The organism is Nocardiopsis sinuspersici (assembly GCF_001998325.1).
Taxonomy (GTDB): domain Bacteria; phylum Actinomycetota; class Actinomycetes; order Streptosporangiales; family Streptosporangiaceae; genus Nocardiopsis; species Nocardiopsis sinuspersici.
In genome coordinates, this window is sequence record NZ_MCOK01000001.1 from 2,034,803 (window position 1) to 2,061,801 (window position 26,999).

Annotated in this window: 25 protein-coding genes; 9 read left to right on the forward strand and 16 right to left on the reverse strand. The window is 73.3% G+C overall.

From position 1 onward, the window contains the following. Positions 1-103 precede the first annotated feature (103 nt). Complete coding sequence (locus NOSIN_RS08570; protein WP_077690221.1) at positions 104-592, forward strand: anthrone oxygenase family protein; 489 nt, start codon at positions 104-106, stop codon at positions 590-592. A 281-nt stretch (positions 593-873) separates the two neighbouring features. On the opposite strand, the gene NOSIN_RS08575 is transcribed toward NOSIN_RS08570, so the two are convergent. The 5 genes from NOSIN_RS08575 to NOSIN_RS08595 all read right to left on the reverse strand — a co-directional run bounded on the left by NOSIN_RS08575 (position 874) and on the right by NOSIN_RS08595 (position 6,782). Then, a complete protein-coding gene (locus NOSIN_RS08575) occupies positions 874-2,328 on the reverse strand; it encodes an FAD-dependent oxidoreductase (protein ID WP_077690222.1) in 1,455 nt (484 codons plus the stop codon). Positions 2,329-2,415: 87 nt separating this feature from the next. Next, positions 2,416-4,497, reverse strand: a complete 2,082-nt coding sequence (locus NOSIN_RS08580) for a molybdopterin oxidoreductase family protein (RefSeq protein ID WP_077690223.1) — start codon at positions 4,495-4,497, stop codon at positions 2,416-2,418. Continuing rightward, entirely contained in the window at positions 4,494-5,882 is a 1,389-nt protein-coding gene (locus NOSIN_RS08585; RefSeq protein WP_077690224.1) for an MFS transporter, read from the reverse strand. Before NOSIN_RS08585 ends, NOSIN_RS08580 begins: the two co-directional genes overlap by 4 nt. Before the next feature lie 191 nt (positions 5,883-6,073). Next, entirely contained in the window at positions 6,074-6,256 is a 183-nt protein-coding gene (locus NOSIN_RS08590) for a hypothetical protein (protein ID WP_077690225.1), read from the reverse strand. A 70-nt stretch (positions 6,257-6,326) separates the two neighbouring features. Then, the gene (locus NOSIN_RS08595; RefSeq protein WP_077690226.1) at positions 6,327-6,782 is read right to left on the reverse strand and encodes an Lrp/AsnC family transcriptional regulator; all 456 of its coding nucleotides are present in this window, start codon (positions 6,780-6,782) and stop codon (positions 6,327-6,329) included. Positions 6,783-6,889: 107 nt separating this feature from the next. Here NOSIN_RS08595 and NOSIN_RS08600 point away from each other — a divergent pair, with 107 nt between their 5' ends. Next, entirely contained in the window at positions 6,890-7,300 is a 411-nt protein-coding gene (locus tag NOSIN_RS08600; protein ID WP_077690227.1) for a DUF2000 domain-containing protein, read from the forward strand. 199 nt (positions 7,301-7,499) lie between these two features. Here the strand turns inward: NOSIN_RS08600 and NOSIN_RS08605 are convergent, their stop codons facing one another. From NOSIN_RS08605 to NOSIN_RS08625, 5 genes are all read right to left on the reverse strand, one after another. Beyond that, positions 7,500-8,030, reverse strand: a complete 531-nt coding sequence (locus NOSIN_RS08605) for an NUDIX hydrolase (RefSeq protein ID WP_077693494.1) — start codon at positions 8,028-8,030, stop codon at positions 7,500-7,502. 291 nt (positions 8,031-8,321) lie between these two features. Further along, the gene (locus NOSIN_RS08610; RefSeq protein ID WP_206057584.1) at positions 8,322-8,816 is read right to left on the reverse strand and encodes a DUF6069 family protein; all 495 of its coding nucleotides are present in this window, start codon (positions 8,814-8,816) and stop codon (positions 8,322-8,324) included. 106 nt (positions 8,817-8,922) lie between these two features. Further along, positions 8,923-9,237: a hypothetical protein gene (locus NOSIN_RS08615; protein ID WP_143832890.1), complete on the reverse strand. Its 315-nt coding sequence runs from the start codon at positions 9,235-9,237 to the stop codon at positions 8,923-8,925. Further along, positions 9,218-9,664, reverse strand: coding sequence for a MerR family transcriptional regulator (locus NOSIN_RS08620; RefSeq protein WP_077690229.1), 447 nt, complete (start codon positions 9,662-9,664; stop codon positions 9,218-9,220). The genes NOSIN_RS08615 and NOSIN_RS08620 overlap by 20 nt, the downstream gene beginning before the upstream one ends. Continuing rightward, the gene (locus NOSIN_RS08625; RefSeq protein ID WP_077690230.1) at positions 9,661-9,996 is read right to left on the reverse strand and encodes a hypothetical protein; all 336 of its coding nucleotides are present in this window, start codon (positions 9,994-9,996) and stop codon (positions 9,661-9,663) included. The genes NOSIN_RS08620 and NOSIN_RS08625 overlap by 4 nt, the downstream gene beginning before the upstream one ends. 459 nt (positions 9,997-10,455) lie before the next feature. Between NOSIN_RS08625 and NOSIN_RS08630 the strand changes: the two genes are divergently transcribed. The 4 genes from NOSIN_RS08630 (at position 10,456) to NOSIN_RS08645 (ending at position 13,933) form a co-directional block, all read left to right on the forward strand. After that, positions 10,456-11,484: a 2-hydroxyacid dehydrogenase gene (locus NOSIN_RS08630; protein ID WP_077690231.1), complete on the forward strand. Its 1,029-nt coding sequence runs from the start codon at positions 10,456-10,458 to the stop codon at positions 11,482-11,484. Further along, positions 11,481-12,164: a hypothetical protein gene (locus NOSIN_RS08635; RefSeq protein WP_077690232.1), complete on the forward strand. Its 684-nt coding sequence runs from the start codon at positions 11,481-11,483 to the stop codon at positions 12,162-12,164. The genes NOSIN_RS08630 and NOSIN_RS08635 overlap by 4 nt, the downstream gene beginning before the upstream one ends. A gap of 210 nt (positions 12,165-12,374) precedes the next feature. Next, positions 12,375-12,842: a nuclear transport factor 2 family protein gene (locus tag NOSIN_RS08640; RefSeq protein WP_077693496.1), complete on the forward strand. Its 468-nt coding sequence runs from the start codon at positions 12,375-12,377 to the stop codon at positions 12,840-12,842. A 278-nt stretch (positions 12,843-13,120) separates the two neighbouring features. Continuing rightward, on the forward strand, positions 13,121-13,933 hold the full coding sequence (locus tag NOSIN_RS08645) for a thioesterase family protein (RefSeq protein WP_077690233.1): 813 nt from the start codon (positions 13,121-13,123) through the stop codon (positions 13,931-13,933). Positions 13,934-13,995: 62 nt separating this feature from the next. Here the strand turns inward: NOSIN_RS08645 and NOSIN_RS08650 are convergent, their stop codons facing one another. The 4 genes from NOSIN_RS08650 to NOSIN_RS08665 form a co-directional block, all read right to left on the reverse strand. After that, positions 13,996-14,739: a metallophosphoesterase gene (locus tag NOSIN_RS08650; RefSeq protein ID WP_077690234.1), complete on the reverse strand. Its 744-nt coding sequence runs from the start codon at positions 14,737-14,739 to the stop codon at positions 13,996-13,998. Between the two features lie 438 nt (positions 14,740-15,177). Beyond that, positions 15,178-16,062 carry a metal ABC transporter permease gene (locus NOSIN_RS08655; RefSeq protein ID WP_077690235.1) on the reverse strand — a complete coding sequence of 295 codons (885 nt, stop codon included), beginning with the start codon at positions 16,060-16,062 and terminating at the stop codon, positions 15,178-15,180. Then, positions 16,050-16,796 carry a metal ABC transporter ATP-binding protein gene (locus NOSIN_RS08660; RefSeq protein WP_077690236.1) on the reverse strand — a complete coding sequence of 249 codons (747 nt, stop codon included), beginning with the start codon at positions 16,794-16,796 and terminating at the stop codon, positions 16,050-16,052. Before NOSIN_RS08660 ends, NOSIN_RS08655 begins: the two co-directional genes overlap by 13 nt. Continuing rightward, on the reverse strand, positions 16,793-17,740 hold the full coding sequence (locus tag NOSIN_RS08665; RefSeq protein WP_077690237.1) for a metal ABC transporter substrate-binding protein: 948 nt from the start codon (positions 17,738-17,740) through the stop codon (positions 16,793-16,795). The genes NOSIN_RS08660 and NOSIN_RS08665 overlap by 4 nt, the downstream gene beginning before the upstream one ends. 310 nt (positions 17,741-18,050) lie before the next feature. Here NOSIN_RS08665 and NOSIN_RS08670 point away from each other — a divergent pair, with 310 nt between their 5' ends. Further along, entirely contained in the window at positions 18,051-19,598 is a 1,548-nt protein-coding gene (locus NOSIN_RS08670; RefSeq protein ID WP_077690238.1) for a serine/threonine-protein kinase, read from the forward strand. Between the two features lie 50 nt (positions 19,599-19,648). On the opposite strand, the gene NOSIN_RS08675 is transcribed toward NOSIN_RS08670, so the two are convergent. Beyond that, positions 19,649-22,954, reverse strand: coding sequence for an AfsR/SARP family transcriptional regulator (locus tag NOSIN_RS08675; protein ID WP_077690239.1), 3,306 nt, complete (start codon positions 22,952-22,954; stop codon positions 19,649-19,651). A 160-nt stretch (positions 22,955-23,114) separates the two neighbouring features. Here NOSIN_RS08675 and NOSIN_RS08680 point away from each other — a divergent pair, with 160 nt between their 5' ends. Both NOSIN_RS08680 and NOSIN_RS08685 read left to right on the forward strand, forming a co-directional pair. Next, a complete protein-coding gene (locus tag NOSIN_RS08680) occupies positions 23,115-23,993 on the forward strand; it encodes an alpha/beta fold hydrolase (protein WP_077690240.1) in 879 nt (292 codons plus the stop codon). 68 nt (positions 23,994-24,061) lie between these two features. After that, a complete protein-coding gene (locus NOSIN_RS08685; protein WP_077690241.1) occupies positions 24,062-25,513 on the forward strand; it encodes a CoA transferase in 1,452 nt (483 codons plus the stop codon). A gap of 87 nt (positions 25,514-25,600) precedes the next feature. On the opposite strand, the gene NOSIN_RS08690 is transcribed toward NOSIN_RS08685, so the two are convergent. Further along, positions 25,601-26,320 carry a lipocalin/fatty acid-binding family protein gene (locus NOSIN_RS08690; protein ID WP_077690242.1) on the reverse strand — a complete coding sequence of 240 codons (720 nt, stop codon included), beginning with the start codon at positions 26,318-26,320 and terminating at the stop codon, positions 25,601-25,603. Positions 26,321-26,999 lie beyond the last annotated feature (679 nt).

Genomic DNA, 26,999 nt, shown 5'->3' on the forward strand with positions numbered 1-26,999 from the left:
CGTGGGGCGGGTGGGCGCGGGTTCGAGGGCCGGGGGTGGGTCCGGTCGGTCTGGGCGTAGGATCCGGCCAGGTGTGCGGTTGAGGACGGACTCGGGGTGGGGCGTGGCGGAGATGGTGCACGTGGTGGTTCCGGTGTTCGCCGTGGTGGTGACCGGGCTCTTCGCCGGGTTGTTCTTCGCGTTCTCGGTCTCGGTGATGCCCGGTCTGGGCAGGTCCGGGGACCGGGTGATGATCGAGGCCATGCAGGGCGTCAACGCGGCCATCCTCAATCCGTACTTCGCCGTGGTCTTCGTCGGCGCCCCGGTGGCGGTGCTGGCCTGTGTGGTGCTGTACGCCGTCGCGGGGGCCGTGGCCGCGGCCGTGTGGTCGGGTGCGGCGCTGGTGTGCCTGTGCGCGGCGCTGGTGGTGACCTTCGCCGTCAACGTGCCGCGCAACGACGCCCTGGACCGTGCGGGTCCGGCCGGGCGGATCGCGGACCCCGCCGCGGTGCGCGGCGCCTTCGAGGCGGTGTGGGTGCGCTGGAACCACCTGCGCACGTTGGTCTCCCTGGCTGCTCTGGTCTGTGCGGTGGTGGCCCTGACGGTGCGCTGAGCGGGGGCGCGTGGGGCCGCCCGGCCGGACTCGCACGGCGGCGGGGTGTTGGACCGGTGTGAGGTGCCGGTGCGCACGGTGCAGGGGCGCGCCCGCCGCAGCGGGCACGCCGGCCTGTCGCGCGAGCGTGTGGGCCGGTGGCCGCCCAGGCCCCTGGGTCTGTTCGGTGGACTCGGCCTTGTGCCGCTGGGGGTGGCGGGGGCGCCGACGGGGCTGCCGAAGGTTTCCCTGCCTTCGGCGTCTGGGCACCAGGCGAAGCGCAGCCTCAAGGAGACACGGTCCTAGCCGACCGGGGCGTTGGTCTGGTCCTGCATCCCCGAGAGCAGCGCCTGCACGTCGCGTACGCACCCGCCGCAGCCGGTGGTGGCGCGTGTTCGCCGGGCGATGGCCTCGCGGGTGCGCGCCCCGTCCAGCCAGGCCTGTTCGATGTCGGTGCGCGAGACCGCGTTGCACCGGCACACCAGCGACGTGGGCTCCTCCCGGTCCTGGTCGGGGGTGGCGGTGGGGAGCCCCTGGAGCAGGGCGAGCCGGTCGGCGGGTACGGGGGCTCCGGTGTCGTAGAGCTGGGCCAGGGTGGCCGCGGCCTCGGGGAAGCCCAGCAGTACCGCGCCCACGACCTTCTCCTGGCGTACCGAGAGCTTGGCGTAGCGGCCGCCGTAGGGGTCGCTGATGGTCACCGTTTCCAGGCCGTGGGCGTCCTCCTCCTCGTGGACCTGCCCGAACGCGGTCAGTTCGATGCCCTGGGCCTTGAGGCGGGTCAGCGGCCTGGCTCCGGTGTAAAGCGCCTCGGGTGCGGTTCCGGTCAGGCGCCGGGCCAGGACCGCGGCCTGTTCCCAGCCGGGTTGGATGAGTCCCGCGCCGCCTCCGGGGTGTTGGGCGCAGTCGCCGATGGCGTGCACGCGTGCGTTGGAGGTGGACAGGCGGTCGTCCACGACGATGCCGTGCTCGACCTCGATGCCGGCGTCCTTGGCCAGTTCGGTGTTGCCGCGCACCCCGGCGGTGACGACCAGGGCGTCGCCGGGCAGTATGCGGCCGTCGTCCAGTTCCAGGCCGGTGCCGGGGATCCAGCGTGCGGCCACCCGCCAGGAGTGCACGGCCACGCCCAGGGCGGCGTAGCGCTGGGCGAGGATGCGTGCGGCCGGCTGGTCGATCTGGCGGCGCATGATCCAGGGGGAGGACTCCACCACCGACACCCGCATGCCCCGGCCCACCAGGCCGCGTGCGGCTTCCAGGCCCAGGATGCCGCCGCCCAGGACCACCACGGGTGCGCCCGGGGCGGCCAGGGCGAGCAGGCGCCGGCAGTCGGCCAGGTCGCGTAGGGCGGTCACTCCCTCTCCGGGGGTTCCGTCGGGGTCGGCCACGCCGGTGATGGGGGGGAAGGCGGCGCGTGCGCCCGTGGCCATGACCAGTTCGTCGTAGGGCAGGTGGGTGCCGTCGTCGAGTGTGAGGGTGCGGTTGTCGGTGTCCAGGGCGGTGGCGGTGGTGCCGGTGCGCACGGTCACGCCCGGGGTGTGGGGGACGGGCAGGCGGATCTGGTCGGGGGTGTAGTCCCCGGCGACCACGCCCGAGAGCAGGACCCTGTTGTAGGCGTGGTGTTCTTCGGTGCCGACCACGGTGATGTGGGCCCGCTCCCCCGCCGGGTCCAGGCGGGCCGCCTCCTCGGCGAAGCGGGCGCCGACCATTCCGTTGCCGACGACCACGATCTGACGCGGGGACGCGCCCTGCACGGTGCTCAACTGCTGCCTCCTGGTGTGGGTGTGTGCGCTCCCGGGCGGCGTCGGCCGGGGGTGTGGCGGTGTCGGTGTGGTGCGGGAGGGGGTGGGTCAGGGTTGGGCGGGTTCGCGTTCCAGGCGTACGGCGCTGACCTTGAACTCGGGCATACGGCTGGTGGGGTCCAGGGCCGGGTTGGTGAGGTTGTTGGCGGCCTGGTCTCCGGCGAAGTGGAAGGGCAGGAACACCGTGTCCAGGCGTGCGGTGGGGGTCAGGCGTACCCGGGCGCGGGTGTGGCCGCGCCGTGAGGTGATGCGGGCCCACTGCCCTGTGGCCAGTCCGGCGCGGGCGGCGGTGTCGGGGTGTACCTCCACGTACGCCTCGGGTTCGGCCCGGTGCAGTTCGGGGACGCGGCGGGTCTGGGCGCCGGTCTGGTAGTGGCCCATGGTCCGTCCGGTGGTGGCGATGAGGGGGTAGTCGGTGTCGGTGGTCTCGGCGGGGGGCTGGTGTGGGACCGGGGTGAAGCGGGCGCGGCCGTCGGGGTGGGCGAAGGAGTCCAGGAACAGGTGGGGTGTGGGTTCCTCCTTCTCGCGTACGGGCCAGTGCAGGGCCTCTCCCGAGGCCAGGCGGTGGGGGGTGACGCCGGAGTAGTCCGCGGTGCCCCCGGCTGAGGCGCGGCCCAGTTCGGCCAGGACGGTGTCGGGGTCGGTGGGGAAGCGTTGTGGGGGTTGTCCCAGGCGCACGGCCAGGGCGGAGAGTACCTCCAGGTCGGTGCGTACCCCTTGGGGTGGGGCGGTGGCGCGGTTGCGGCGCAGGACGCGTCCCTCCAGGTTGGTCATGGTGCCCCTCTCCTCGGCCCACTGGGCCACGGGGAGGACGACGTCGGCCATGGCCGCGGTCTCGGAGAGGACGAAGTCGGCGGCCACCAGCAGGTCCAGGGAGGCCAGGCGCTCGCGCACGCGTTCGGTCTGGGGTGCGGAGACGAGGGGGTTGGAGCCCAGCAGCAGCATGGCGCGCGGGCCGTCGTCGGTGCCCAGGGCGTCCAGGAGTTCGAAGGCCGAGCGGCCCGGTCCGGGCAGGGTGTGGGGGTCCACGCCCCACACCCGGGCCACGTGGGCGCGGGCGGCGGGGTCGTCGATCTTGCGGTAGCCGGGGAGCTGGTCGGCTTTTTGGCCGTGTTCGCGTCCGCCCTGGCCGTTGCCCTGGCCGGTGATGCACCCGTATCCGCAGCCTTGCCGGCCGGGCAGTCCCAGGGCCAGGGCCAGGTTGATCCAGGCCGAGACGGTGTCGGTGCCCTTGGTGTGCTGTTCGGTGCCGCGTCCGGTCAGGATGTAGGCCGAGTGGTTGCGGGAGGCCCGTCCCAGCAGGTCGGCGGCGGCGCGGATGTGGGCGGCGGGGACGCCGGTGACCTGTTCGGTGCGTTCGGGCCACCAGGCGGCGGCGTGTTCCCAGGCGGTTTCGAAGCCGGTGGTGCGGTCTTGGACGAAGTCCTCGTCGCACCAGCCCTGGACGCGTACGGCGTGCAGCAGGCCCAGGGCCAGGGCCAGGTCGGTGCCGGGGCGGGGCGCCAGGTGGACGCCGCCGCCGTTCAGTGCGGCCTGGGCGGTGGCCGAGCGGCGCGGGTCGATGACGATGAGGGTGGGTGCGGACAGGTGGCCCATCATCGGTGGCATGGTCTCGGCGGGGTTGGCTCCGGCCAGCAGGACCACCTCGGCCCCGCCGACGTCGGTCAGGGGGAAGGGCATGCCCCGGTCCAGGCCGAAGGCGCGTGTGCTCGCGGCGGCCGCCGAGGACATGCAGAAGCGGCCGTTGTAGTCGATCTGGGAGGTGGCCAGGGCCAGGCGGGCGAACTTGCCCAGGGTGTAGGACTTCTCGTTGGTCAGGCTGCCGCTGCCGAAGACCGCGACGGTGTCGGGGCCCGATTCGGCGCGCAGGGCCAGCAGGCGTTCGGCGACGTGGTCCAGGGCGGTGTCCCAGTCGGTCTGTACCAGTTCTGAGTCGCGGTCCTTGCGGATCAGGGGCCGGGTGAGGCGGTCGGGGACGGTCAGGACCTCGGTGGAGGTCCATCCCTTGCGGCACAGTCCGCCGCGGTTGGTGGGAAAGTCCGCGGGGCGTGCGGCCAGGCGTCCGTCGGGGCCCGGTTCCAGGTGCATGGCGCACTGTAGGGCGCAGTAGGGGCAGTGGGTGGTGGTCATCGTGTGCTGGTCTCCACGCGGTCGGCGGCGGGTGCGGTGGTGCGGGCGGGGCGGCGCAGGTAGACGGCCCAGGTGAGGGCGGCGCAGACCAGGTAGAAGGCACCGAAGGCGAGGAAGCCGGGGGCCGCGGACTCGGTGAGGCGGAAGGACTCGCGAAAGACCAGGTTGATGCCGACGCCGCCCAGGGCTCCCATGGCGCCGATCAGGCCGAGCATGGAGCTGGCGACGCGCTTGTTGTGGGAGTGGGCTTCCTGGGCCGGGGTGCCCTGGGAGATGGCGTTCTGTGCCTTGGCGGCGTAGATGGAGGGGATCATCTTGTAGGTGGAGCCGTTGCCGATGCCGGTGAGGACGAACACGAGGCCGAACGCGGTGGTGAACAGTGGTAGGGAGTCCAGGTTGATGGCCGCCACGACCACGCCGGTGGCGATCACCATGGCCAGGAAGGTGCACAGGGTGACCCGTGCGCCGCCGACGCGGTCGGCGAGTCTGCCGCCCAGGGGGCGGACGAGGGAGCCGATGGCCGGTCCCAGGAAGGTGAGGGAGGCGGCCTGGAGGGGGTTCAGGCCGAACTGGTTCTGTAGGAGCAGTCCGAAGGCGAACCCGAAGCCGATGAAGGATCCGAACGTGCCGACGTAGAGGAGGGACATGATCCAGAAGTGGCGGTCCCTGGTGGCGGCGAGTTGGGCGGAGACGTCGGTGCGGGCGCTGGAGAGGTTGTTCATGTGCCGTGCCGCCACCCAGATGGCCAGGAGCAGCAGGGGTACGTAGATCAGCGGTACGAGGTGTCCGGCCTGGACGGTGAACAGGGCGATGATGCCCAGGCCCACCAGTTGGGCGGTGGCCACGCCGATGTTGCCGCCGCCGGCGTTCATGCCCAGGGCCCATCCCTTCTCCTTCTCGGGGAAGTAGGAGTTGATGTTGGCCATGGAGGAGGAGAAGTTGCCGCCGCCGAGTCCGGCGGTGGCGCCCAGGAGGACGAACAGCCAGTAGGGCGTGTCGGGGTTTTGGATGAGGTGGGCGGCCAGGAGTGTGGGGACGAGCAGCAGGGTGGCGGAGATGATCGTCCAGTTGCGGCCGCCGAAGACTGGTACGGCCAGGGTGTAGGGGATCCGCAGGACCGCGCCGACCAGGGAGACCACGGAGACCAGGAGGAACTTCTGTTCGGCGGACCAGTCGAAGCCGGCCGCCGGGGTCATGAACAGCACCAGGACCGACCACAGGCTCCATACCGAGAAGCCGATGTGTTCGGAGAGGATCGAGGCCCACAGGTTGCGGCGGGCGACGGCGCGTCCTGTGCTGTTCCAGAACGCCTCGTCCTCGGGGTTCCAGTGGGAGATCCAGCTCTTGCCGGTGCGCGGTGCGCGTGGGCCAGCCTCGGAGGTCACGAACGGGCCTTCCTTCTCGACGGCTGCTGACGAAGCCCAAGGTAGGAAGGCCGCGTTGCCTGGAGGTGTCCGGCCGTAACGCACGGGAAACAGTCGGCTCACCCGGGGCGCGTGGTCTTGGTGAGAACGCCTGTCGTGCCTGGTGGAGGGGGTGGGGGCGGGTCGGGGTGTGGTGAGTGCCACCCGGATGGTCATTCGCCCTGGTCGCCGCTCCTCCTACCGTTCCTCTTGCCGGTGGTCATGCCCAGGGCCAGGCCCAGGCTGATGCCCAGGGCGACGCCCACCGCCAGGTTGTCGGTGAGGGCGCCGAAGGTGGTGCCCAGGCATACTCCCAGAGCCAGGCCGAGCCCGAGGTTGTTGTTGTTCTTACTCATGTGTCACCTCCGGTGGCTTTTGTCATGGTGGCATCTCGGACGTGGAGGCGGAACACCTGGTTCCCCCTCCTCACTCCAGGGGTGCGGCGACGTTCTTGCGGGCGCTGTCGTAGATGATCTGGCTGCGGAAGCCGGCCACCTCGCGGCGCTGGGTGAGCCGGTCGATGAGGAAGCTGTGCAGCGCGTCCAGGGAGGGCACGGACACGTGCACCAGGAAGTCCTGCTCCCCCGCCACGACGTAGACCGCCATCACCTGGGGCAGGGCGAACATCGCAGCCTTGAAGCCCTCGATGACCTGGCGGCTGGGCGGGCGCAGCTGCACGGAGACGAACGCCTCCACCCGGCGGTTGAGCGCGGCCGGGTCGATGTCGGCGTGGTAGCCGCGGATGACGCCGCGCCGGTGCAGCAGGCGTACGCGTTCCAGGCAGGTGGAGGGGGCCACGCCGAGCCTGTGGGCCAGGGCGCGGTTGGTCTGCCGTGCATCTTGTTGGAGTTCGCGCACGATCGCCGAATCAAGTTCGTCCATGCATCCCATCCTAGGACTCGTGCCGAATAGTGTGCGGCTCCGGCGCCGGGAAGCTGTTCGCCTGCCTAGTTTATGGATCGTTAACACGCCATATGAACGGGGTAGTCATGGGTATGTCCACCAAGATCGTCGTCGTCCTGCGCCAGGACCTGGAGCCCGCGCTGGCCGCCAACGCCGGGGTGGTGCTCGGCCTGGCGCTGGGAGGGCGGTTGGAGGACTCGCTGGCCGCCGACGGCAAGGACGCGGGCGGCGGGGCGCACGCCGGGCTCAACCCGCATCCGGTGCCGACCCTGGTGGCCTCCGGTGAGCAGCTGCGCCGGCTCAAGGCCGGAGCCGACGAGCGGGGGCTGACGGTGGTGGGCTTCAACGAGGTGGCGCGCCGCTCGCGTGACTACGCGGAGTACCTGGACGCGCTGGCGGCCACCGGGCCGCAGGACGTGGAGTATGTGGGGGTGGCCGTCCTCGGACCGCGCGGGGACGTCAACAGGCTCACCGGGAAGCTGGCGCTGATGCGTTGAGCACTCCGGGGCACACCAGGCGGTCCATGGCCCGCGTCCGCCACCGGCCACGGGAACCGCCCGGTGTCGCAGGGCACCGGCTCGGCCAGGGCCGGGCCGGTGCCCGCGGGTGGGTGCCATGGCCCCGCGGGTAGTGCGGTGCGCCGGGGCCGCGCGAGGGGTTTTCCCGGGTGGGCGGGGCCGCCGGCGGGCGCCGTGCTCACCGCGGCTCGGTGGCGTACAGGTACAGCAGCGCGCTCAGGGACGTGCCGCTGACCAGCCGCCTCTCCCGTACCAGGGCGGGCACCCGCTCCAGTGCCACCCACTCCACGCGCTCGGACTCCCAGGCGTCCTCGGGCTCACCGATCCGCTGGGCGCCCTCGGCGGTGAACACGTGGTGTTCGCTGTCCATCAGTCCGCTGGAGGGCTGGGTGTACAGCAGCGGGCGCAGGGGGCCGGGGCGCCACCCGGTCTCCTCCCGCACCTCGCGGGCGGCCGCTTGCTCGGGGCTCTCCCCCGGGTGCACGCCGCCCATGGGGATCTCATATCCCCAGGTGTCGGTGATGAACCGGTGCCGCCACAGCAGCAGTACACGCCCCTGGCCGTCGCGCACCACGGCGCCGGCGCCGGGCGGGCGGCGCACGAGGCGGTGGTCGAACCTGTGCCCGTCGGGGAGTTCGACGTCGGCGGCCCGCACGTCGATCCACGGGTCGGTGTAGAGGCTCTTCTCGGAGTGGACGGTCCAGCGCACGGGCGGCTCCCGCAGACGAGGGCAGGGGATGGACCCCCAGGTTCGCACGGCCCCGTCCTTCCCGTTGTCGACGAGCACGAACACGGCGGTGGGCATCACCAGCAGGGCGGGCAGTACCACGTGCTCGGCCGCCGGGCCGACGGTCCCCAGCAGGCCTGTGCGGCCAGACCTGCCAGGGCGGCCAGGGCCGCGAACAGGCTCTGGAGGCGTTCGGCTGGCGTTATCGGTTCAGTCCTCCTTGGCGGGACCGGGGCCCAGGGCCCCAGCAGGCGGGTGGCCCGCCCGGCCCGCTCAGTGGGCGGCCTGTGCCACCACGGCACGGTCGGCTCCCGGTCGGCGCACCAGTGCCTCCAGGGCCAGGACCACCAGGGCGGCGATGACGGCGTGCATGAGGCCGAGCGCGACCGTGCTGGGCGTATCGAAACCGGCGGTGAACGTCGGCGCCGCCGTGGCCAGAGCGGCACCCGCCCCGATGGCCTGGGCCGACCGCAGGACCACGCGCCGTGGAACGGCGCGCCGCTGTGCGGCCGCCAGCAGCGCGGCGAGCGCCAGGCCGCCGCTCATGGGCAGCACCGTCATGGTGATGACGCCCTGCGGAGCCGTGGTGGTGTGCAGCGACCCATCGGCCTCCACGTACTGGAACGACCCGCCGAGAACCAGGCCGGCCGACCACAGGGCGAGGTTGACCCCAAGGGCGGTGGCCACCGCACCCGCGATGACCGCCGTCGGACGCCGGGTCGCGACCCGGCGCAGGAATCCGCCTCGGACACGCACGGTCACAGACACCACGATCTCCTATCCGACAGGGGGCGAGTACGGACGAAAGGCCAAGGGCTTTTCGCCCTCGGGCACATGGAGGGCCCGAACGAGCCGCCGCGCTCATCCGCCGGCTCTACCGGTCGTCCGGGCCGCCGACGCCCAGCGGCTCACCGGACGCCCCGCATCCGCACCTGCCCCGGCCCGCGGCCTTCGAGGAGCAGGGGCAGGAGGGGCGATGCCGGCTGAGCCGCCAGGTTCCGGCGGCGAGCACGCCCGAGGCCATGGCCAGGGCGGGCAGCCACCCCACCACCGCCCCGGCACCGGAGCCCACGACTCCGGCCGTGATCAGCACCGGCAGCGCGCAGCACGCCACACACGCCACAGCGGCCAGCCCTGCGAGCGCTTTCGGGGCCAGGCGGGGGCGCGGGTCAGCAGCAGGGTCCGCCATGGCGGTGCTCCTCGGCCAGATCGGTGAAGGGGATGGGGCAGCAGGCGCTGGACGCACAGGCGGTCAGGTCGTCGCAGCCCGCCTGGAGGGCGCTGACCAGGGCGGTGCGGATCGTGGTGAGGTCGGCGATCTTCGCCTCGGTCTCGGCGAGCTTGGCCGCGGCACGCCCCTGGAGCCCGCCCGCAGGGCGGCCGTGCCGGTGACGGCCGGCCTCCAACAGCTCGGCGACCTCCTCCAGGGTGAAGCCGAGCCGCTGGGCGGCCTTGATCACCCGCAGCGCCACGACCGCGTCCTCGCCGTACAGGCGGTGGCCGCCGTTGCTGCGCCGGGGCTCGGCCAGCAGACCGCGCCGTTCGTAGTAGCGCAGCGTCTGGATGTTCACCCCGGCCGCAGCGGCGACCTGCCCGCTGCGCAGGCCCGTGCTCACCGCTGCTCCCCGGCCGCAGCGGCCCGCACGGCCAGGGCCTCCAGGACCGCCTCGTGCGCCTGGTCCACCGAGACGTTCAGGCCGACCAGGCCTGGGCCGGGGGCGGTGGTGAAGGTGAAGAACGAGCAGCAGCCGCTCTCGCGCTCGGCCAGGTCACGCACCCGCTCCTGGACGCCTGGACCGCCGGCCAGGTCAAGGCGCAGGTGGAGCGGCCGGGGCCGGGACAGCGACCTCAGGCGCTCGGAGAACAGCGCGTCCCACTCGGCGGCCCGCAGGGGCCGCTCCCGGGTGGGCAGTGTGCAGGACCGCGGCACCCATGCCAGATCACTCATCGCGCTCTCTCCCGTCGTCGCGCCCCCGGTGGCCGGGGGGTACTCCGACGGTAGACCTGTACCTGGGTACCGGTTGCAAGTCCGGGCGCCGACGGATCGGCGGGCCGACACCGCCGGCCGCTACGCCCCGAGGGCGGGTTCGCCCTCGGGGCGGCCGCGCGATCGGGCCCTCTCCCCGATCACGCACCGCCGGCAGGAGAGGAGGCGGACGGAGAGCACGGACATGTCCGTGCTCGCCCCACTGACGAGTCGGTGCTGGGTCCCCTGGCATCCCCGTGCTCGGCGACACCCGTGGGGTCCTCGCGGAGGTCGGGAGGAGGGGACGCCGCCGTGTGTCGGGTGTGTATCGGTGCTGTGAAGACGCCAACCCCCGTGGGAGGGGGCCCGTCGTAACAGTCACATCCGAGGATTCGGAATCCGACAACGGCGGATCGCTGGAAGGCTGGAGGTCCACACCGCATGAAACGTCATCGACTCGTCGTGCTCAGCCGTCGTGGCAGGGACGCGCTCTCCCCCGAGCACTGGGCCGGGATCGAGCAGTACGCGCACACCACCGTCGTGCGGGCCGACGCGGCCCCCGAACGCGCGGAGGCGGTCCGGCTCCTGGCCGACGCGGACCTGGTCGGGGCCACCAACCTGTGCCTGCCCCGGGTGGACGCCGAGCTGCTGGACGCCCTGCCCCGGTTGCGCGGAATCGTTTTGTACGCGACCGGCTACGACCACATTGACGTCGACCTCCTCCGATCGCGCGGGGTGGGGCTGTCGGTGATGCCCGACTACGCGACCACGGCGGTCGCCGAGCACTGTCTGGCGATGCTGTTCGCGCTGGCCACCCGTTTGCACCTGGCCAACGACCGCAGCCGCGGGCGGTGCGCTCCGGAGGTCTCGCTGCGCGGGGTGGAGCTCACCGGGCGGACCCTGGGGGTCGTGGGGGTCGGGCGCATCGGCGGGGAGGTCGCCCGCCGCGCCCGCGCTCTGGGCATGGAGGTCCTCGGTACGGACACCGATCCCCGGGCGGTGCTTCGCGCACGCGCGGACGGGATCACGATGGTGGAGCCTGAGCGTGTGCTCGGGGAGTGCCATGTGGTCGCCGTCTGCGCGAGTCACGCCCACGGGGCCCCGCCGGTCCTGGGCCGGGTCGAGCTGGCCCGGATGCGGTCGGAGGCCCTGTTGGTGAACGTGGCCCGGTCGGCCCTGGTCGAGACCGGGGAGGTTGTGGCCCGGGTGCGTTCGGGGCGGTTGCGCGGGTACGCGGTGGACGACGGCGTCCTGGACCCCGAGCGCGACGCCGACGTGCTCGACCAGGGCCGTGTGTTGCAGACCGGGCACAGCGCCTGGTGGCGGGACGAGGTGCTGGAGCGCGGGGCCCGGATGTGGGGCGAGCGGCTGCTCGCCGCGGTGCGGGGCCGGCCGCGGGACGCGGTGACCTGGCCCCGCCAGGACGCGGAGTCCTCCGCGGCGGCCGTCACCGAGGCGGTGGTCCTGTGAGCGGCCCGCGCAGGGGGCTGGTCGTCTGCCTCATCGTGCTCTGGGTGCTGGTGCCGGTCGGGCTCGCCGCGGCGCGCTGGCCGAGGTACTGGGTGTGGATCGCGCCGGAGCTGACCCCGATGACCTGGGTGCAGAGTGTGGCTCTGGTGGTCGCCGGCCTCGGCTGTTTCCTGGTGGCCCTCGTGCTGCGCACGGTCGGCGGGCGGCGGTGGATCTGGCCGCTGCTGGGCGCTGGTCTGCTCGCGCTGGCCCTGGACGACCGCTTCGCCCTCCACGAGCGCGTGCGCGACGGCTACCTGGCGCCGCGCGGTGTCAGTGTGCCGTTCCTGCCCTGGGTGGCTCCCGGTGACTTCCTCATTCTGGGCGTCGCGGTCGTCGGGCTCGTGCTGCTTCCCGCGGTCTGGGGTGCGGTGCGCGCCGACCGTGCCGCCGCCACCGCCCTGGTCGTCGGTGTCGTCCTGTCCGCCGTCTCCGTGGGTGTGGACTCCATCGATCCCGGTACGTGGAGTGTCTCCGCCGAGCGGGTGCAGCAGTCCCTGGAGGAGGTCGTGGAGCTGGGCGGCGGCCTGTCGCTGATGGCGGCGGTGGTTCTGCGGCTGCTCGGGCTGTTGGACGCCCATCTGCCGAAGGCCAAGCCCAAACCCAGGGCCGCGGCCGGGGCGGGCGCTTCGAGCGCCTGAGGGGCGTCCTGCTCCCGGGCCTGCCGCCCGCCCGGTGGCCGCCGGGGCGTCGGAACCGGCCGGGCCGCCGTGGGAGTGGATGCGCCGGCGTGCGAGAGTGCTCGTGCTTGGAATGGAAGGAAGGCGTCAAAGGGTGCTTGCGGGCACGCCGCCCCGGTTGCCCGCGCCGCCGTGAAGTGGACCGAGAAGACCACCCGAAAGGCCCCCGTCATGTCCCAGGCCCGACCGCCGCTGCCGCCCTTCACCCTCGACACCGCCCTGGCCAAGGTCCAGGCGGCCGAGGACGCCTGGAACACCCGCGACCCGCACCGCGTCAGCCTCGCCTACTCCGAGGACTCGGTGTGGCGCAACCGCGAGGTGTTCCTCACCGGACGCGCCCAGATCGTGGAGTTCCTGACCGCCAAGTGGGAGCGCGAGCTCGACTACGTGCTGCGCAAGAGCCTGTGGAGCTTCGGCGAGGACCGCATCGCGGTCCGTTTCCAGTACGAGTGGCACGACGCCGGGGGCCGGTGGCATCGCAGTTACGGCAACGAGCTGTGGGAGTTCGACGAGCACGGTCTGATGCGCCGCCGTGAGGCCAGCATCAACGACGTGGCCATCGCCGAGGACGAGCGCCGCTACTTCGGCCCCCGCCCCGAGGGCGAACGCGGGCGGGGGCACGACATTCCGCTCCGGTGAGCGCCACCGCGCCGCGCCTTGGGTCCTGGTGTGTCCGTCGGCGTGCGGCGCGGTCCGGGTCCGCGGCCTCGGCTCCCGCCGAACGCGTCCAGTGCCCGTGCCCCCTGTGCGGGTACTGGACGCGTTGGGTCCCCGGCCGGCGCCGTCTGGCCGGGTGTGGTCGGCGGGGCCGACGCGGGAACGGTGCCGGGGCGGTGCCGTGCCCGGGCCGAGGGGCTTCTCGCGGTGGTGTGGCCCCGGTTCGCCCACCCCCGCCTACTCGCCGGTAACATCGGGGTATGAGCCTTGACCACACCACCGAGGGCTTCCGGTTCGACCGGGACACCCGCGTCGACAAGCGCGCCGACGGAGAGTTCACAGCCACCCTCACCGACGCCTGGAACACCTTCACCACCCATCCCAACGGCGGCTACGTGCTGGGCGCCGCCCTCAACGCGCTGCGCCAGGGCCTGAACCAGCCCGACCCCCTGGCCGTCTCGGTGTTCTTCCTGCGCCCCGCCGCCCCCGGCGAGGCCACCGTGCGCACCGAGGTGGTCCGTGAGGGGCGCCGTACCGCCACCGGGCAGGCCCTCATGGAGCAGGGCGGCAAGGAGATCGTGCGCGCCACCGCCACCTACGGCGATCTGACCCCCGACCCCAAGGCGCGCGTGCTGACCCTGGAGGAGCCCCCGCGCCTGCCCTCCCCCGAGGACTGCTTCGTCCCGCCCGAGTTCGACCGGCCCGAGGGCCTGGGCATCGCCCACAGCGTGGAGTACCGCTACCCCCGGCGCCCGGCCTGGTTGGAGGGGAGGAAGGACGGGCGCCCGCACGCCGAGTTCTGGATGCGCTTCGCCGACGGCCGCGAGCCCGACACGCACTCCCTGGCCTCGATGGTGGACTTCGCTCCCCCGGCGGTGCTGGAGATCGGCGAGTTCGCCACCATCACCGTCGAGCTGAGCGTGCACGTGCGCGCCCGGCCCGCCCCAGGGTGGCTGGCCTGCCGGGTGTTCACCAAGCACGTGTCGGGCGGCATGCACGAGGAGGACATGGAGATCTGGGACGGCACGGGCACCCTCGTGGCCCAGTGCCGCCAGTTGGCCATGCTGCTCTAGCGCTCCTGGGGGCCGCGGGGCGGGCCGCCGCCCGCACGGGGCCTCGCCCCGTGCGCGGCGGGTCAGACCACCGCGCGAAAGTGCGTGGTCAGGCGGTGGTCCTCCTCCAGGACGTGGAAGGCCACCCCGGGCGGCTGGTCGCGGTTGGTGGCCGGCTCGCCCTCCCAGGGCATGCGCAGTGTCCACGTCACCCCGGGCGCCAACAGCAGGGGCCGCCCGGCGAAGGTGGTCGCCCCGCCGGTGTGGGCGTGTCCGACCAGGATGCCCGCCACCCGGGGGTGGGCGTGGAGCAGCCCGGCCAGGTCGTCGGCGTTGTCCAGGCGCATGGAGTCGGGCAGCGGGTGGTGCACCCGCACGGGCGGGTGGTGCAGGGCCAACAGCGCGGGGCCCCGGCCGGGCAGTGCGCTCAGGGTCTCGTTGATCCACATCAGGGTGGCCGCGTCCAGGTGGCCGCCGTCCTGGCCCGGGACCGTGGAGTCGCAGGCCAGCACGGTCGCGCCGGCCACCTCGTGTACCCGGTTGAACGCCTCCTCGGAGGGCTCCTCCCCCAGCATCGCCTCCCGCATCATCGCGCGGCCGTCGTGGTTGCCGGGGCAGACCAGCACCGGGAAGGGCAGGTCCAGCAGCCGGGCGGCCTCCCGGTACTCCTCGGCGGCGGCGTGGTCGGCGATGTCGCCGGTGACCAGCAGCGCGTCCGGCGTTCGGGAGAGTCCGCGCAGGTAGTCCACTGTTCGTTGGGCGCGCTCGGTGGTGTGCGCGGTTCCGTCCAGGTGCAGGTCGCTGACATGGGCGAGCAGAAGCGTCATGGCCGTCCTCGTGTTCGGGTGGGTCGCGGGGGCCCGGAAGGGGTACGGGTCAGCGCGGATCCGCCGTTCCCGTCGGGGTACGTCGAAGGCTAATTCGCGTCCACGAGGTACGACAGCCGTGTGCGCGGCCCTTCCGCGCGCGGATCCGGCGTGCGGCGCGGTCCCCGCCAGGGCGTGCTCCGTGGGCAGTCCTCGTCCGCCGCGGTGCCCGGGTGTGCGCTGGGGGGGATCCCCGGCAGCGCTCTCGGCCGACCGGCCGCGCCGGGGGCCCGGTCGTCCCCGTCGGGGCGGTGCGGGAGGGGGCCGGCGAGGGAGCGGGGCGCCTCACGTCCTCCACGTGGGGGCGCCCGCCTTCCCCGGGAGTGCGGCCGGGCAGCGCGCTCCGGTGGCGGACCGGGGGCGCCCCGGCGTCCGGTGGGCGGGCCCGGGGCGGGGATGTCAGCCGGTGGCGGCGCGTGCGCGGATCCGGCGTGCGGTACGGCCCCGCCAGAGCACGCCGTGCCTGGGTGAGGCCAGGTAGGCCAGGGTGAACACCGAGGCCTGGGTGAGCACGATCAGCCCGCCGGTGGACACGTTCAGGTGGAAGCTGGCGAAGACCCCCACCACGGCGGCGGCCGCGGCCATCACCGCCGAGATCACCAGCATCCGCTCGAAGCGGTCGGTGAGCAGGTAGGCGGTCGCGCCGGGGATGATGACCATGGCCACCACCAGGATGATCCCCACCGCCTGCAGCGCCACCACCACGGTGACCGACAACAGGCCCAGCAGCAGGGTCTCCAGCAGGCGCGGGTTGATGCCCATCGCGTGGGCGTGGACCGGGTCGAAGGCGTACAGGGTCAGGTCGCGGTGCTTGTACCAGACCACGGCCAGGACGACCCCGGCCAGGACCAGCACCTGCCAGATGGCGGTGTCGGAGACCCCCAGCACGTTGCCGAACAGGATGTGGCCCAGGTCGGTCTGGCTGGGCACCCGGGAGATCAGTACCAGGCCCAGGGCGAACATGGCGGTGAAGACCACTCCGATGACGGCGTCCTCCTTGACCCTGGAGGTGCGGTTGACCGCCCCGATCAGGGCGACCGATCCGGCTCCGAAGACCAGCGCGCCCACGGCGAAGGGCAGCCCGACCATGTAGGACAGCACCACTCCGGGCAGGACGGCGTGGGAGACGGCGTCGCCCATCAGCGACCAGCCCACCAGCGTCATCCAGCACGAGAGGACGGCGCACGCCACTCCGGCGACCACGCTGATCAGCAGGGCCCGTTGCACGAAACCGAACTGCATGGGCACGGTGAACCACTCCGTGAGTGCCGTCAGGGCGTCCATGCCGCTCCTCTTCCGTCGGTGTGGATGCCGAAGGCCTCCATGAGGATCTCCGGGCGCAGGACCGTCTCGGGGTCGCCGTGGGCGATGACGCGGCGCTGCAACAGGACCGCCTCGTCGCACAGGGCGGGTACCTGGGCCAGGTCGTGGGTGGACACCAGCAGGGTGTGGCCCTCCTGGCGCAGTTGGAGGAGGAGTTCGGTGATGCGGCTCTCCGAGCGTTTGTCGACCCCGGCGAAGGGTTCGTCGAGCAGCAGCACGTCGGCGCCCTGGGCGATGGCGCGGGCGACGAAGGCGCGTTTGCGCTGGCCGCCGGAGAGCGCGCCGATCTGGCGGTCGGCCAGGTCGCTCAGGTGGGTGCGGGCCAGGGCGTGGGCGACGGCCTCGCGGTCGGCGGGCCGGGCCCTGCGGCGGCGTCCCATGTGTCCGTAGCGGCCCATCATCACCACGTCGCGCACGCGTACGGGGAAGGCCCAGTCGACCTGTTCGGCCTGGGGGACGTAGCCGACCAGGCCCCGGCGGCGGGCGACGGTTCTGGTGTGGCCCAGGATGCGCACGTTGCCGTGGTCGGTGGGGACCAGGCCGAGCACGGTCTTGAACAGGGTGGACTTGCCCGATCCGTTGGTGCCGAGCAGGCCGCAGATCCGGCCGGGGGCGACGGAGAGGCTGACCGAGTCCAGTGCCAGGACCTCGCCGTAGCGGACGGTGGCGTCGGTGACCTCGATGGCGGGGCTCATGTGGCTCCTTCCTTGAGCCCGGAGACCACGGCCTCGGCGTCGTGGCGGAGCAGGTCCAGGTAGGTGGGCACGGGTCCGTCCTCCTCGGAGAGGGAGTCGACGTAGAGGGTCTGGCCCATGCGTGCGCCGGTCTCGCGGGCCACCGAGCGCTGGACGCTGTCGTTGACGGTGCTCTCGCAGAACACGGCGGGTACGCGGTGCTCGCGGACGAACTCGGTGACGGCGACGGTCTGTTGGGGTGTGCTCTGGGATTCGGCGTTGACGGGCCACAGGTACATCTCGGTGAGGCCGGCGTCGCGTGCCAGGTAGGAGAAGGCGCCCTCGCAGGTGACCAGGGCCCGGGAGCCCTCGGGGACCTCGGCCAGTTCGGTCTCCAGGTAGTCGTCGACCTCGCTGATGCGGGCCTTGTAGTCCTCGGCGGCCCGGGCGTAGACGTCCTCGCCCCCGGGGTCGAGTTCGGTGAGGGCGTCGCGGATGTTGTCGACGTAGACGTGGGCGTTGTCGGGGGACATCCAGGCGTGCGGGTTGGGTTCGCCCTCGTATCCGCCCGAGGAGATGGGGATGGTCTCGATGCCCTCGGTGAGTACGGCGGTGGGGGCTTGGACGTCCTCGGTGAACTGGGCGAACCAGGCTTCCAGGCCGAGCCCGTTCTCCAGGATGAGGTCGGCGCCCTGGCCGCGGACGAGGTCTTCGGGTGTGGGTTCGTAGCCGTGGATCTCGGCGCCGGGCCGGGTGAGGGAGGCGACCTCCACGCGGCCGTCGGCGACGTTGCGCGCCATGTCGGCGATGACGGTGAACGTGGTCAGGACCAGGAGGCGTCCGTCCTCGCGGGGCTGACCGGTGGAGGTGGCGCAGGCGGTCAGGGTCAGGGCAAGGGTGAGGAGGGCGGCGGGGAGCCTCGCCGACCAAGTCTTTGTGGGAGCCTCATCTCTAAAGTTCGGCACGCCTAACTTTTTACCACAAGAGAGCCAAACTACACATCGCGGCAGAACCTCCGGCGGGTCACGTCTTCGGGTTCGGGCACCCACTACCCGTGCCGGCGTCCTCGACACGCCGAGTCCTCGACACGCCGACCGGACCGTGCCGGGACGCGGTCCCACGGCGGCGAACGAGAGCGGGCCCGGGGCTCCCACCCCGGGGACCGGGGCGGCCCGGGACGTCACTAGACTGACGCCCTGCGCGCGGGAGACCCTCTGTCCCCGCGGGCTTTCGGACGTTCAGGGGCCCAGGCGGCCCACACCTTCAGGGAGTCCCATGCGGGCCGAACCGCACCGCACGCTGTGTGACCGCTACCACCTGCTGGCCGAGATCGGCCGGGGCGGGATGGGGCGGGTGTGGCGGGCCCACGACGCGCGGCTCAACCGCACCGTCGCGGTCAAGGAGATCCTTCTCGGCCCCGGGCTGGACGAGGACGAACGCGACCGTGTGGCGGCCAGGGCCAAGCGCGAGGCGCGGGCCACCGCCATGGGCGGCCACCGCAACATCGTGACCGTGCACGACATCATCGAGGACGACGGACGCCCGTGGATCGTCATGGAGTTCCTCACCGGGCACTCCCTGCGCAAGGTGGTGCGCGAGAGGGGGCCGCTCGACGCCCGGGTGATCGCCGGGTGGGGACTGGACCTGCTCAGCGCGCTGAGCACCGCGCACGGGCAGGGCATCATCCACCGCGACGTCAAACCGGAGAACGTCATGGTCACCGACGCCGGACAGGTGGTGCTCACCGACTTCGGCATCGCCACCATCGCCGACGCCACCGCCCTCACCCAGACCGGTGGGATGGTCGGCTCGGCCGCCTACCTGGCCCCCGAGCGGCTGGCGTCGTCCCCGGCCACCTCGGCGAGCGACCTGTGGTCGTTGGGAGCGACCCTCTCCTACGCCGCCACCGGGGTCTCCCCCTTCCGCAGGGAGACGGTCTCCGCGACCCTGCACGCCATCACCGTGGAGGAACCGGCCGGCCTTTCGGGACACGGTCCGCTGAACGAGGCCGTGCGCGGTCTGCTGGTGAAGGACCCGGCGCGGCGGATCGACGCCGCGCGCTGCCGCGTCCTGCTCCGCGCCGCGGCCGGGGAGGGAACCGGGACGGGCACCGCCGTCCCGCCGCCCCCGGCCGGTTCCCGCCCGTCCCCCGGGCAGCCGCGCGGGGGCGGGCGCCTGTCCTGGCCGGTGGTGGTCCTCACCCTGGGGCTGGCCTCACTGGTGGCGGCGGCCGCGCTGCTGGTGGCGTTCGATCCGAGGGAGGGTGGATCCGGCACCACCGCGGCGGCCTCCGGCGCGGGCGAGGGTGAGGGCGCGGAGAGCACCGGTGGGGGCCAGGAGAGCGCCGGCGAAGGCGGGGAGGACGGCGACGTCCCCTCCATGGGGGGAATGACCTGGACGCGGGACCCCCAGGGCTTCGGCATCCTGGTCCCCGCCGACTGGATCCGCCGGGTGGACGGGAGCGCCGTCTTCTACGACTCCCCCACCGACGGCTCCTACCTCCAGGTCGACCTGGCCCAGCACCCCACCGACGACGAGTACCAGCACGTGCTGGCCCAGGAGGAGAACGTGCGCGCCTCGGGGCGGATGCCGGGCTATGAGCGGCTGCGCGTCGAGGACGTCACCGGCTCCACGGGCTTCCACTCCGCCGCGGAGTGGGAGTTCACCTGGAACGGCGACGGCCGGGCCCGCCACCTCCTGGCCCGCAACATCACCGTGGCCCCGGGAACGTACTACACGATCGCCTGGGTGTCCCCGGAGCCTTCGTGGGCCTTCCTGGAGGAGGAGCGCGTCGCGGCCCTGGACTCGTTCGCCCCCGCCTGAACCGCGCCGGCGGGCGTTCCCCGGCACGGCCCCGCCCGGCACGGCCTCGTTCAGCCGAGGTCCTCCAGGGCCCCGCGGGCGTCGGCGGTCCAGTGCGGCGCCCCGGCCCCGTCGGCCACGCGCAGGGCCTGGCGGTAGTGCTCGGCGGCCCGGTCGCGGTGTCCGAGGGCGCGGGCGAGGTCGCCCAGGTGCTGGGCGACGGGCCCCAGGGTGAGCAGGCCGCTGCCCGCACCGGCCAGCTCCCCGCGGGCGGGCAGCAGCTGCCGGTAGGCGCGCTCCATCGCGTCGCGGTGGCCTGCGGCGGTGGCGGCGCGTGCGGCCAGACAGGTCAGGGCCTCCTGGAGCAGACCCGGCGGCGCCTGGGGCACGGGCTCGTCGTGGGCGCCCGGGCGGGCCAGGGCGCGGGCCCAGGGGGCGTAGGGTCCCCAGTCCTGTCGAAGGTCCACCGGCACGGGCTCGGCGCCGCGCACGCGCAGGCACAGCAGGGCCAGCGGGAGGATGCCCTGCTCCACGCCCGGCATGCCGGCTCCGGCCAGCCGCGTGCTCGCGGTGCGGTAGGCGGCCTCGGCCTCGTCCACGCGTCCGGCCGCGCTCATGCGCAGTGCGCGGTACCACCGTGTCAGCACCCCCACGAGCGGGAGCTCATACCGTGCGCCGAGCTGGTCGGCGGCCTCGGCGTGGGCGTCGGCGGCGGTGGGGTCGGCGAGTGCGCCGTGGGCCTGGAGGAGGACGAGGTGGCCCAGTACCTGGAAGGTCACCAGGTGGTGCCGGGCGGCCAGGTCGACCAGTTCCTCGCCGATCTCCACGCGGCGGGGAGCCAGCCCCGCGCGTTCGAAGGAGTGCATGAAGCGGGCGTTGAGGGCCAGGGCGAGCAGTGCCGGGTCGTCGAGGTCGCGGGCGATCTCCTCGGCCTGGCGGGCGGCGCGGCGGCCCCGGCCCTCGGGCGTGGCCCGCAGCTCCAGGGCCAGGGTGGCCAGCAGGCGGCCGCGCTGTTCACGGTGTGTCCGGGGCAGGGCGGCCAGGGTGCGCTCGGCCGCCCCGGCGATCCGGCGGGCCATCTCCTCGTCGTCGTTGCGGGTCCACACGGCGGGTACGTCGAAGGCGGTGATGACCTGCGCGGTCAGGTCAGCGTCGCCCACGTCCTCGGCCGCGGCGACCGCCTGGGCCCGGTGGTGGCGGGCCTGCTCCAGCCGTCCGGTCACGGCCAGGGCGCGCACCATGCCCATGACCGCCTCCAGGTGGAGGCGCTGGTCGGTCTCCCCCGAGCGGGCGTGGGCGGTGACGGCCTCCCGCCACAGCCGGGCCGCCTCGTGCGGGGCGAAGCGCTCCTGGGCCTGGAGCGCCGCGCGGCGGGCGTGGTGGGCGGCCCTGGCGGCCGTGGCGCGGGTGCCCGCCCGGCCGAAGTGGTGGGCCAGCCAGGCGGCGCGGTCGGGGTGCAGGGCCTCGATCGCCTCGGCCGCGGCCGTGTGCCAGTGGGCCCGGCGCGGTCGGGAGATGTCCTCGTACAGGGTGTCGCGCACCAGGGCGTGCGCGAACCGCAGCGGGTGGGTGCCCTCCCGGTGCGCGGGGTCGTCCTGTTCGGTGAGGAAGCCCGCCCGCAGGGCCGCGTCCAGGGCGTCGAGTAGTTCCTCCTCGCCCGGGGACAGGGCCGCCAGGACCTCGGTGTCGACCTCGCGGCCGATCACGGCCGCCTGCCGCAGCAGGCGCTGGGCCGGGGGCGGCAGTGCGTCCAGGCGGTGGCGGATGACGTCGCGGACCCCGGCGGGAACCGTGTCCAGCGCGGCGCTTCCCTCCGCGGCCAGGAGGCGGGCCAGCTCCCGTGCGAAGAAGGGGTTTCCGCCGCTGCGCCGGTGGATCGTGTGCAGGTCCCGCGTGTGGACGTCGTGGCCGGCCAGGGCACGCACGAGTGTGTCCGTGGCGGTTTCGGGCAGGCCGCCCACGTAGATCCGGGCCGGCTCGCGCGGGGCCAGGCGTGCCAGGGCCGCGGTCAGCGCCGGGTGGACCTCGCCGGTGCGGTAGGTGCCCACCAGCAGCGCCGGTCCGGGCAGCGCCTCCGAGGTCAGGGCCGTGACCAGGTCCAGGGTCTCCGGTCCCGCCCGGTGCAGGTCGTCGAGGACCAGCAGGACGGGGGCCCGCTCCGTTGCCGTGGCCAGGAGGCGTACGGCCTCGCGCAGGGCGTGGAACCGGGCCGCCGCGGGGTCCGCGGACGGGGCCGCGGACCCCGCGGCGCCGGTCGCGGCGGTGGCGGTCAGCGCGGTGGCGATCTGCGTCCAGGGCCAGGCCCGGGGTGCGCCCTCGTGTTCGGGGCAGCGCCCCCACGCCGTGGTCCACCCGGCCGCGGCCAGGCGCTGGGTGAGCGTGTGGGCCAGGGCCGTCTTGCCCGCTCCGGCCTCACCGGAGACCAGCGCCACCCGGGCCGCCGTGCGCGGTGCGGCGGAGGCGGCGGCCCGCTCCAGCGACTCCAGTTCCCGGTCGCGGCCCACGAGCGGGTGCGGTGCGGGGCCGGGGAGCGCCGGCACCGTCCCCTGGTGTGTGTCGGCCCGTGTGGTGGCGGGGGTCCGTGGAGTCAGGTGTGGTGCCTGGTCCAGGATGTCGGCTTCCAGCCGGCGCAGTTCGGGGCCGGGGTCCACGCCCAGTTCCTCCACCAGGGTCTGGCGTGCCCGGCGCAGGGACAGGAGGGCGTCGCCCTGCCTTCCGGAGCGGTACAGGGCCAGGGCCAGTTGCCGCCAGGCGTCCTCACGCAGCGGGTGGTCCCGGGTGTGCGCCTGCAGGGCGGGCACGGTCTCCTGGGCCCGGCCCAGTTCCAGCAGCGCTTCGAAGCGGCGCTCCACGGCCAGCAGCCGCAGTCCCTCCAACCGGTCGGCTTCCGCGCGCGCCCAGGGGTGGGCGGTGAGTTCGGCGTAGGCGGGACCGCGCCACAGCGTGAGCGCCTCCTCCAGCGCGGCCAGCGCCTGGTGGGACCGGCCCCGGGCGAGCAGTGCGCCTGCGCGTTCCAGGTCCGCCTCGAAGCGTTGGGCGTCGACCGTCTCCGGGGCGGTGCGCAGCGCGTAGCCCGGTGGTGCGGTCACCAGCAGCCGGGCGGGCTCGCGCGCGGCCCGGCCGGGTTCCAGGGAGCGGCGCAGGGCGAAGACGAAGGTGCGCACCGCCGCCACAGCGCCGTCGGGGGGATCGGGCCACAGGTCCGCGACGAGCCGGTCCAGGGGCACGACCCGCCCCTCGGCGGCCAGGAGCCGTGCCAGCACGGCGCGGTGGCGCGGCCCCCTCAGGTCGAGCGGCCCGTGCGCGCCGACGGCTTCCACGGGGCCCAGTACACCGAAGGCCACCTCCGCCTCCGCCGTCTCCGTCGCCTCCCCCATGGCGGTCAATCTATCCGGCGCCCCGCCCCGGTCAGGACCGTCGGCGCCCGTGCTCATCCGTTGCTCACCGGCTGCTCATCGGCTCCCGGCAGGCTCGTGCACGACCGCGTCCCCGGGGTTCTTCGGGGGCGCCTGAGGCAACCGATCGGAAGGAAGCACCGTGGAACCCAGGATCCAGGGATTCGACTACCAGCGCGTGCCCGTCGCCGAGGGGGTGGCGCTCAACGCCGCCGTGGGCGGAGCGGGCAGCCCCGTCGTGCTGTTGCACGGCTTTCCCCAGACCCACCTGATGTGGCGGCACGTGGCGGCCGACCTGGCCGCCGACCACACCGTCATCTGTCCGGACCTGCGCGGCTACGGCGACAGCGACAAACCCGCCGACACCGACGGGCGCGCCTACTCCAAGCGCACCATGGCCGCCGACGTCGTCGCCCTGGCCCGGGCCCTGGGGCACGAGCGCTTCGCCCTGGCGGGACACGACCGGGGCGCCCTGGTCGCCGTGCGCGCCGGACTGGACCACCCGAAGGCGGTCACCCGTCTGGCCTCGCTGGACGTTTTGCCGACCCTGGACATGTGGGAGGTGCTGCGCGGGGCCTCGGCCGCGGTGGGCTTCCACCTGTACCTGATGGCGCAGCCGCCCGGCCTGCCCGAGCAGCTGATCGGAGCCAGCCCCGACGTGTTCTTCGGGCACTTCCTGGACATCTGGGCGCGCGACCCCGACGCGGTCCCCGCCGACGTGCGCGCCGCCTACCTGCGGGCCTCACGCGGTGCCGTGACCTCCATCGTCGCCGACTACCGGGCCTCGGCCGGTGTGGACGTGGAGGACGACGAGGCCGACCGCGCGGCCGGGAACCGGCTGCGCATGCCGGTGTCGGTGCTACAGCAGGACTGGGGAGCGGCGCTGGGCTATGACGCCGCCGCGGTGTGGCGGGCGTGGGCGGAGGACCTGCACCACAGCACGGTGACCTGCGGGCACTTCATGGCCGAGGAGGCCCCGGCGGAGGTGGTCGAGGCGCTGCGCGACCTCCTGGCCCGGTAGGCGGGCGCCCGGGTCCCCTACCCGGCCCCGGCCGGGACAGGTGAGGACGGGGCGGCGAGTATGGAGCCATGACGAGCGAACGCGATGTGACGACGGCCCACGCGTGGAAGGCGGTCGGCGGACCCGCGGACCTGACCGCGAGGGTCTCCTACCGGGGTGCGGGGAAGGTGCTCCCCGCCGTGCTGCCGGTGCGTGAACTCGCACGTGCAACGGTCGGAGTGTGCTCGCTCGCCGCGGCCGAGCTGCTGGCCGCGCGCAACGGGGGGACGGTCCCCGAGGTGCGGGTGGACGAGGGGGCCGTGGCCACCGCGTTCGTCAGCGAACGGCACCTGCGGGTGAACGGCCGCGAACCGACCCCCTTCGCACCCCTGTCGGGTTTTTGGAGGACCGCCGACGGATGGGTGCGCACCCACGCGAACTACCCCCACCACCGTGCCCGGCTGTTGGCCGCCCTGGGTGTTCACCCCGGCGCGGGGCATGGCGGTGGCGGTGGAACCGGGGACGGGGCGGGGGACGACGGTGGGGCGGCCCTGGTCGGGCCGCTCACCGAGACGCTGGCGGCGCTCACCGCACGGGAGGTCCAGGAGCGGGTCTACGCGGCCGGCGGCCTGGCGGTGGCCGTGGCCCCCGCACCGGGCGAGGGGGCCCTCACGTGCGGTCGGCCCCTGGCCGAGGTCGAGGAGGCCGGTGGGACCGGCGGGCGCCGACTGCCGCCCGCCCCCTTGCCCGCCGCCGGGGTGCGGGTCCTGGACCTGACGCGGGTCATCGCCGGTCCGGTCGCCACCCGCACCCTCGCCCTGCTGGGCGCGGACGTGCTGCGCGTGGACTCGCCGAGGTTTCCGGAGGATCCCGACAGCCACATCGACACCGGGCTGGGTAAGCGCTCCACCCTGCTGGACCTGGACTCGGCCCAGGACCGGAGCGCCTTCCAGGGGCTGCTCGACTCGGCCGACGTGGTCGTGACCGGGTACCGGCCCGGCTCCCTCGACCGGCGCGGGCTGGCGGCCGAGGAGCTGATGGCCCGCCGCCCCGGTCTGGTCGTCGCCCGGCTGTGCGCGTGGGGGTGGTCGGGTCCGTGGGCCGGCCGGAGGGGATTCGACAGTCTGGTGCAGGCGGCCTGCGGTATCGCGGCGATCGAGGCGGGCCCTGAGGGACGTCCTGGCGCGCTGCCCGCCCAGGCGCTGGACCACGGCACCGGTTACCTGCTGGCCGCGGGGGTGCTGCGGGCACTGACCGAACGGCGGACCGACGGCCGGGGGCGCCTCCTGCGGTTCTCACTGGCGGGAACCGCCGACTGGCTGCTGCACGGCATCACCCGCGAACCCGCCGGGGAGGGCACCTACGAGGCCGCCGACTGGCTGACCGACACGCCGTCTCCCCACGGCCTCCTGCGCCACGCGCTCCCGCCGGTCCACTACGAGGGGTCTCCCGGGAACTGGGCCGGTCCTCCCACTTCCTGGGGCACCGACCGGGCCGCCTGGGCGGGGGCCGGGGAACACCTGGACGCGAACCCGCGCTGAGCGCCGGGTCCTGTCCGGACGTCCCTCGACCCCGTCCCGGCGAGGTGCTCGGTCGAGGGGCGGGCCGGCCGGTCGAGCGCGTCCGGGTCACGTATCGCAGGCCGGGTGGAACTGGTCCAGGGCCGGGGGAGGAAGATCTTCTTCGGGTTCTCTGTGGGTAAAGTCGAATTCGGAGAAGCGTTCGACCCGATCGCTCAGTCCGTCTTCGGCACCGCCCAGCAGGGCGTTCATCCCGTACACGCCGTCCCCTTGGTAGTAGTACGACGCGAGGTCGGGGTGTTCGTCATCGTCGAAGTCGACCACGCGCAGGCCGTACGTGGCCTCCGGGTCCAGTTCGTCGGTGCGCTGTCCGACGCCCTGGTCCGAGAAGGGGCCCAGGCGTAGCTCGGTCACTCTGGGGGGAATCGGGTCGTCTCCCCGGATGGGAGCGGCGGCCGCGATCGCCAGGTCGAGCCATCCGTCGCCGTCGAAGTCGGCCACCGCCGCCGTGACCTCTTCTTCTTCCTCCCCTTCAGGTGAGCTTCCGAGCAGGTCGCCCGGTGTGCGCGGTCGCGCGAACCCGGACTCCCCGCCGAAGGAGATGCCCAGGCCGGTGCCTGTGCCCTCGGTGCCGGTGACGCGGTCGAGGTGGCCGTCGTTGTCGACATCGGCGATCAGCCGGCCGCTGGAGTCCGAACACGGAGGGAAGGCGCTGGGCCCGGACGGCTCAGGCGGTGGTGGAGGTGGATCCGGAGGGGTACAGCCGGTGAGTGTCAGACCCAGGGCGGCTGCCGCCCAGAGTCCTCGGTGTCCTTGACCGGTGATCATCTCGCGTGCCCGCCTTGGTGGGGTGTCGGCAGAAGACAAGAGTGTCGCCGAGTGCCGGGCCGCCCGCAAGCAGAGCCTCGGTGGCCTCTGCCTCTGTCCCTCTTCCCCGCCTGGGGGTGGGGCGGAGGGGGCCCGGTCCCGTCACGCGCACATCGCGTGACGAAGACACGCGGCCCACCCCTTCCATCCGCCCAAGGACACCCGGGACGGGCCGCGCCACTCCCGACAAGGAGCACACCCAGTATGGGCACCAAGCCCTGCTGCGAGACATCCGTCGGCGTCCCCGTCTGGTCCGCTGATCGCTGCGAGCTGCTCATGATCGAGCGCAACACCCTCCCGGACGGGGCGGAAAAATAGACGCTGAAACCGCCCCCCTTGGATGAGATGCAGGCCAACGCGCCATTCTTCAAAAGAACCACAGTAGAATTCTACATGGTCACCTGTTGAACAAACCCGCTTTGTTCGGTGATGGGTGCCTTCTAGGCGCCGACAACAATGTTTCTTTGACTGTCATCCTTCACGCCGACGGGTCGTACAGCTATGCAGGGGCTAAAGATGCTGTTCCCAACCGCAGTGCTATACTATAGTTGCGACGCACCAGATCCAAACATACCCGATGCTCCATCGGTCGGGCAGTTCTTCAACAGCATGCAGAACCCACGTCACGTGCGTACACAGG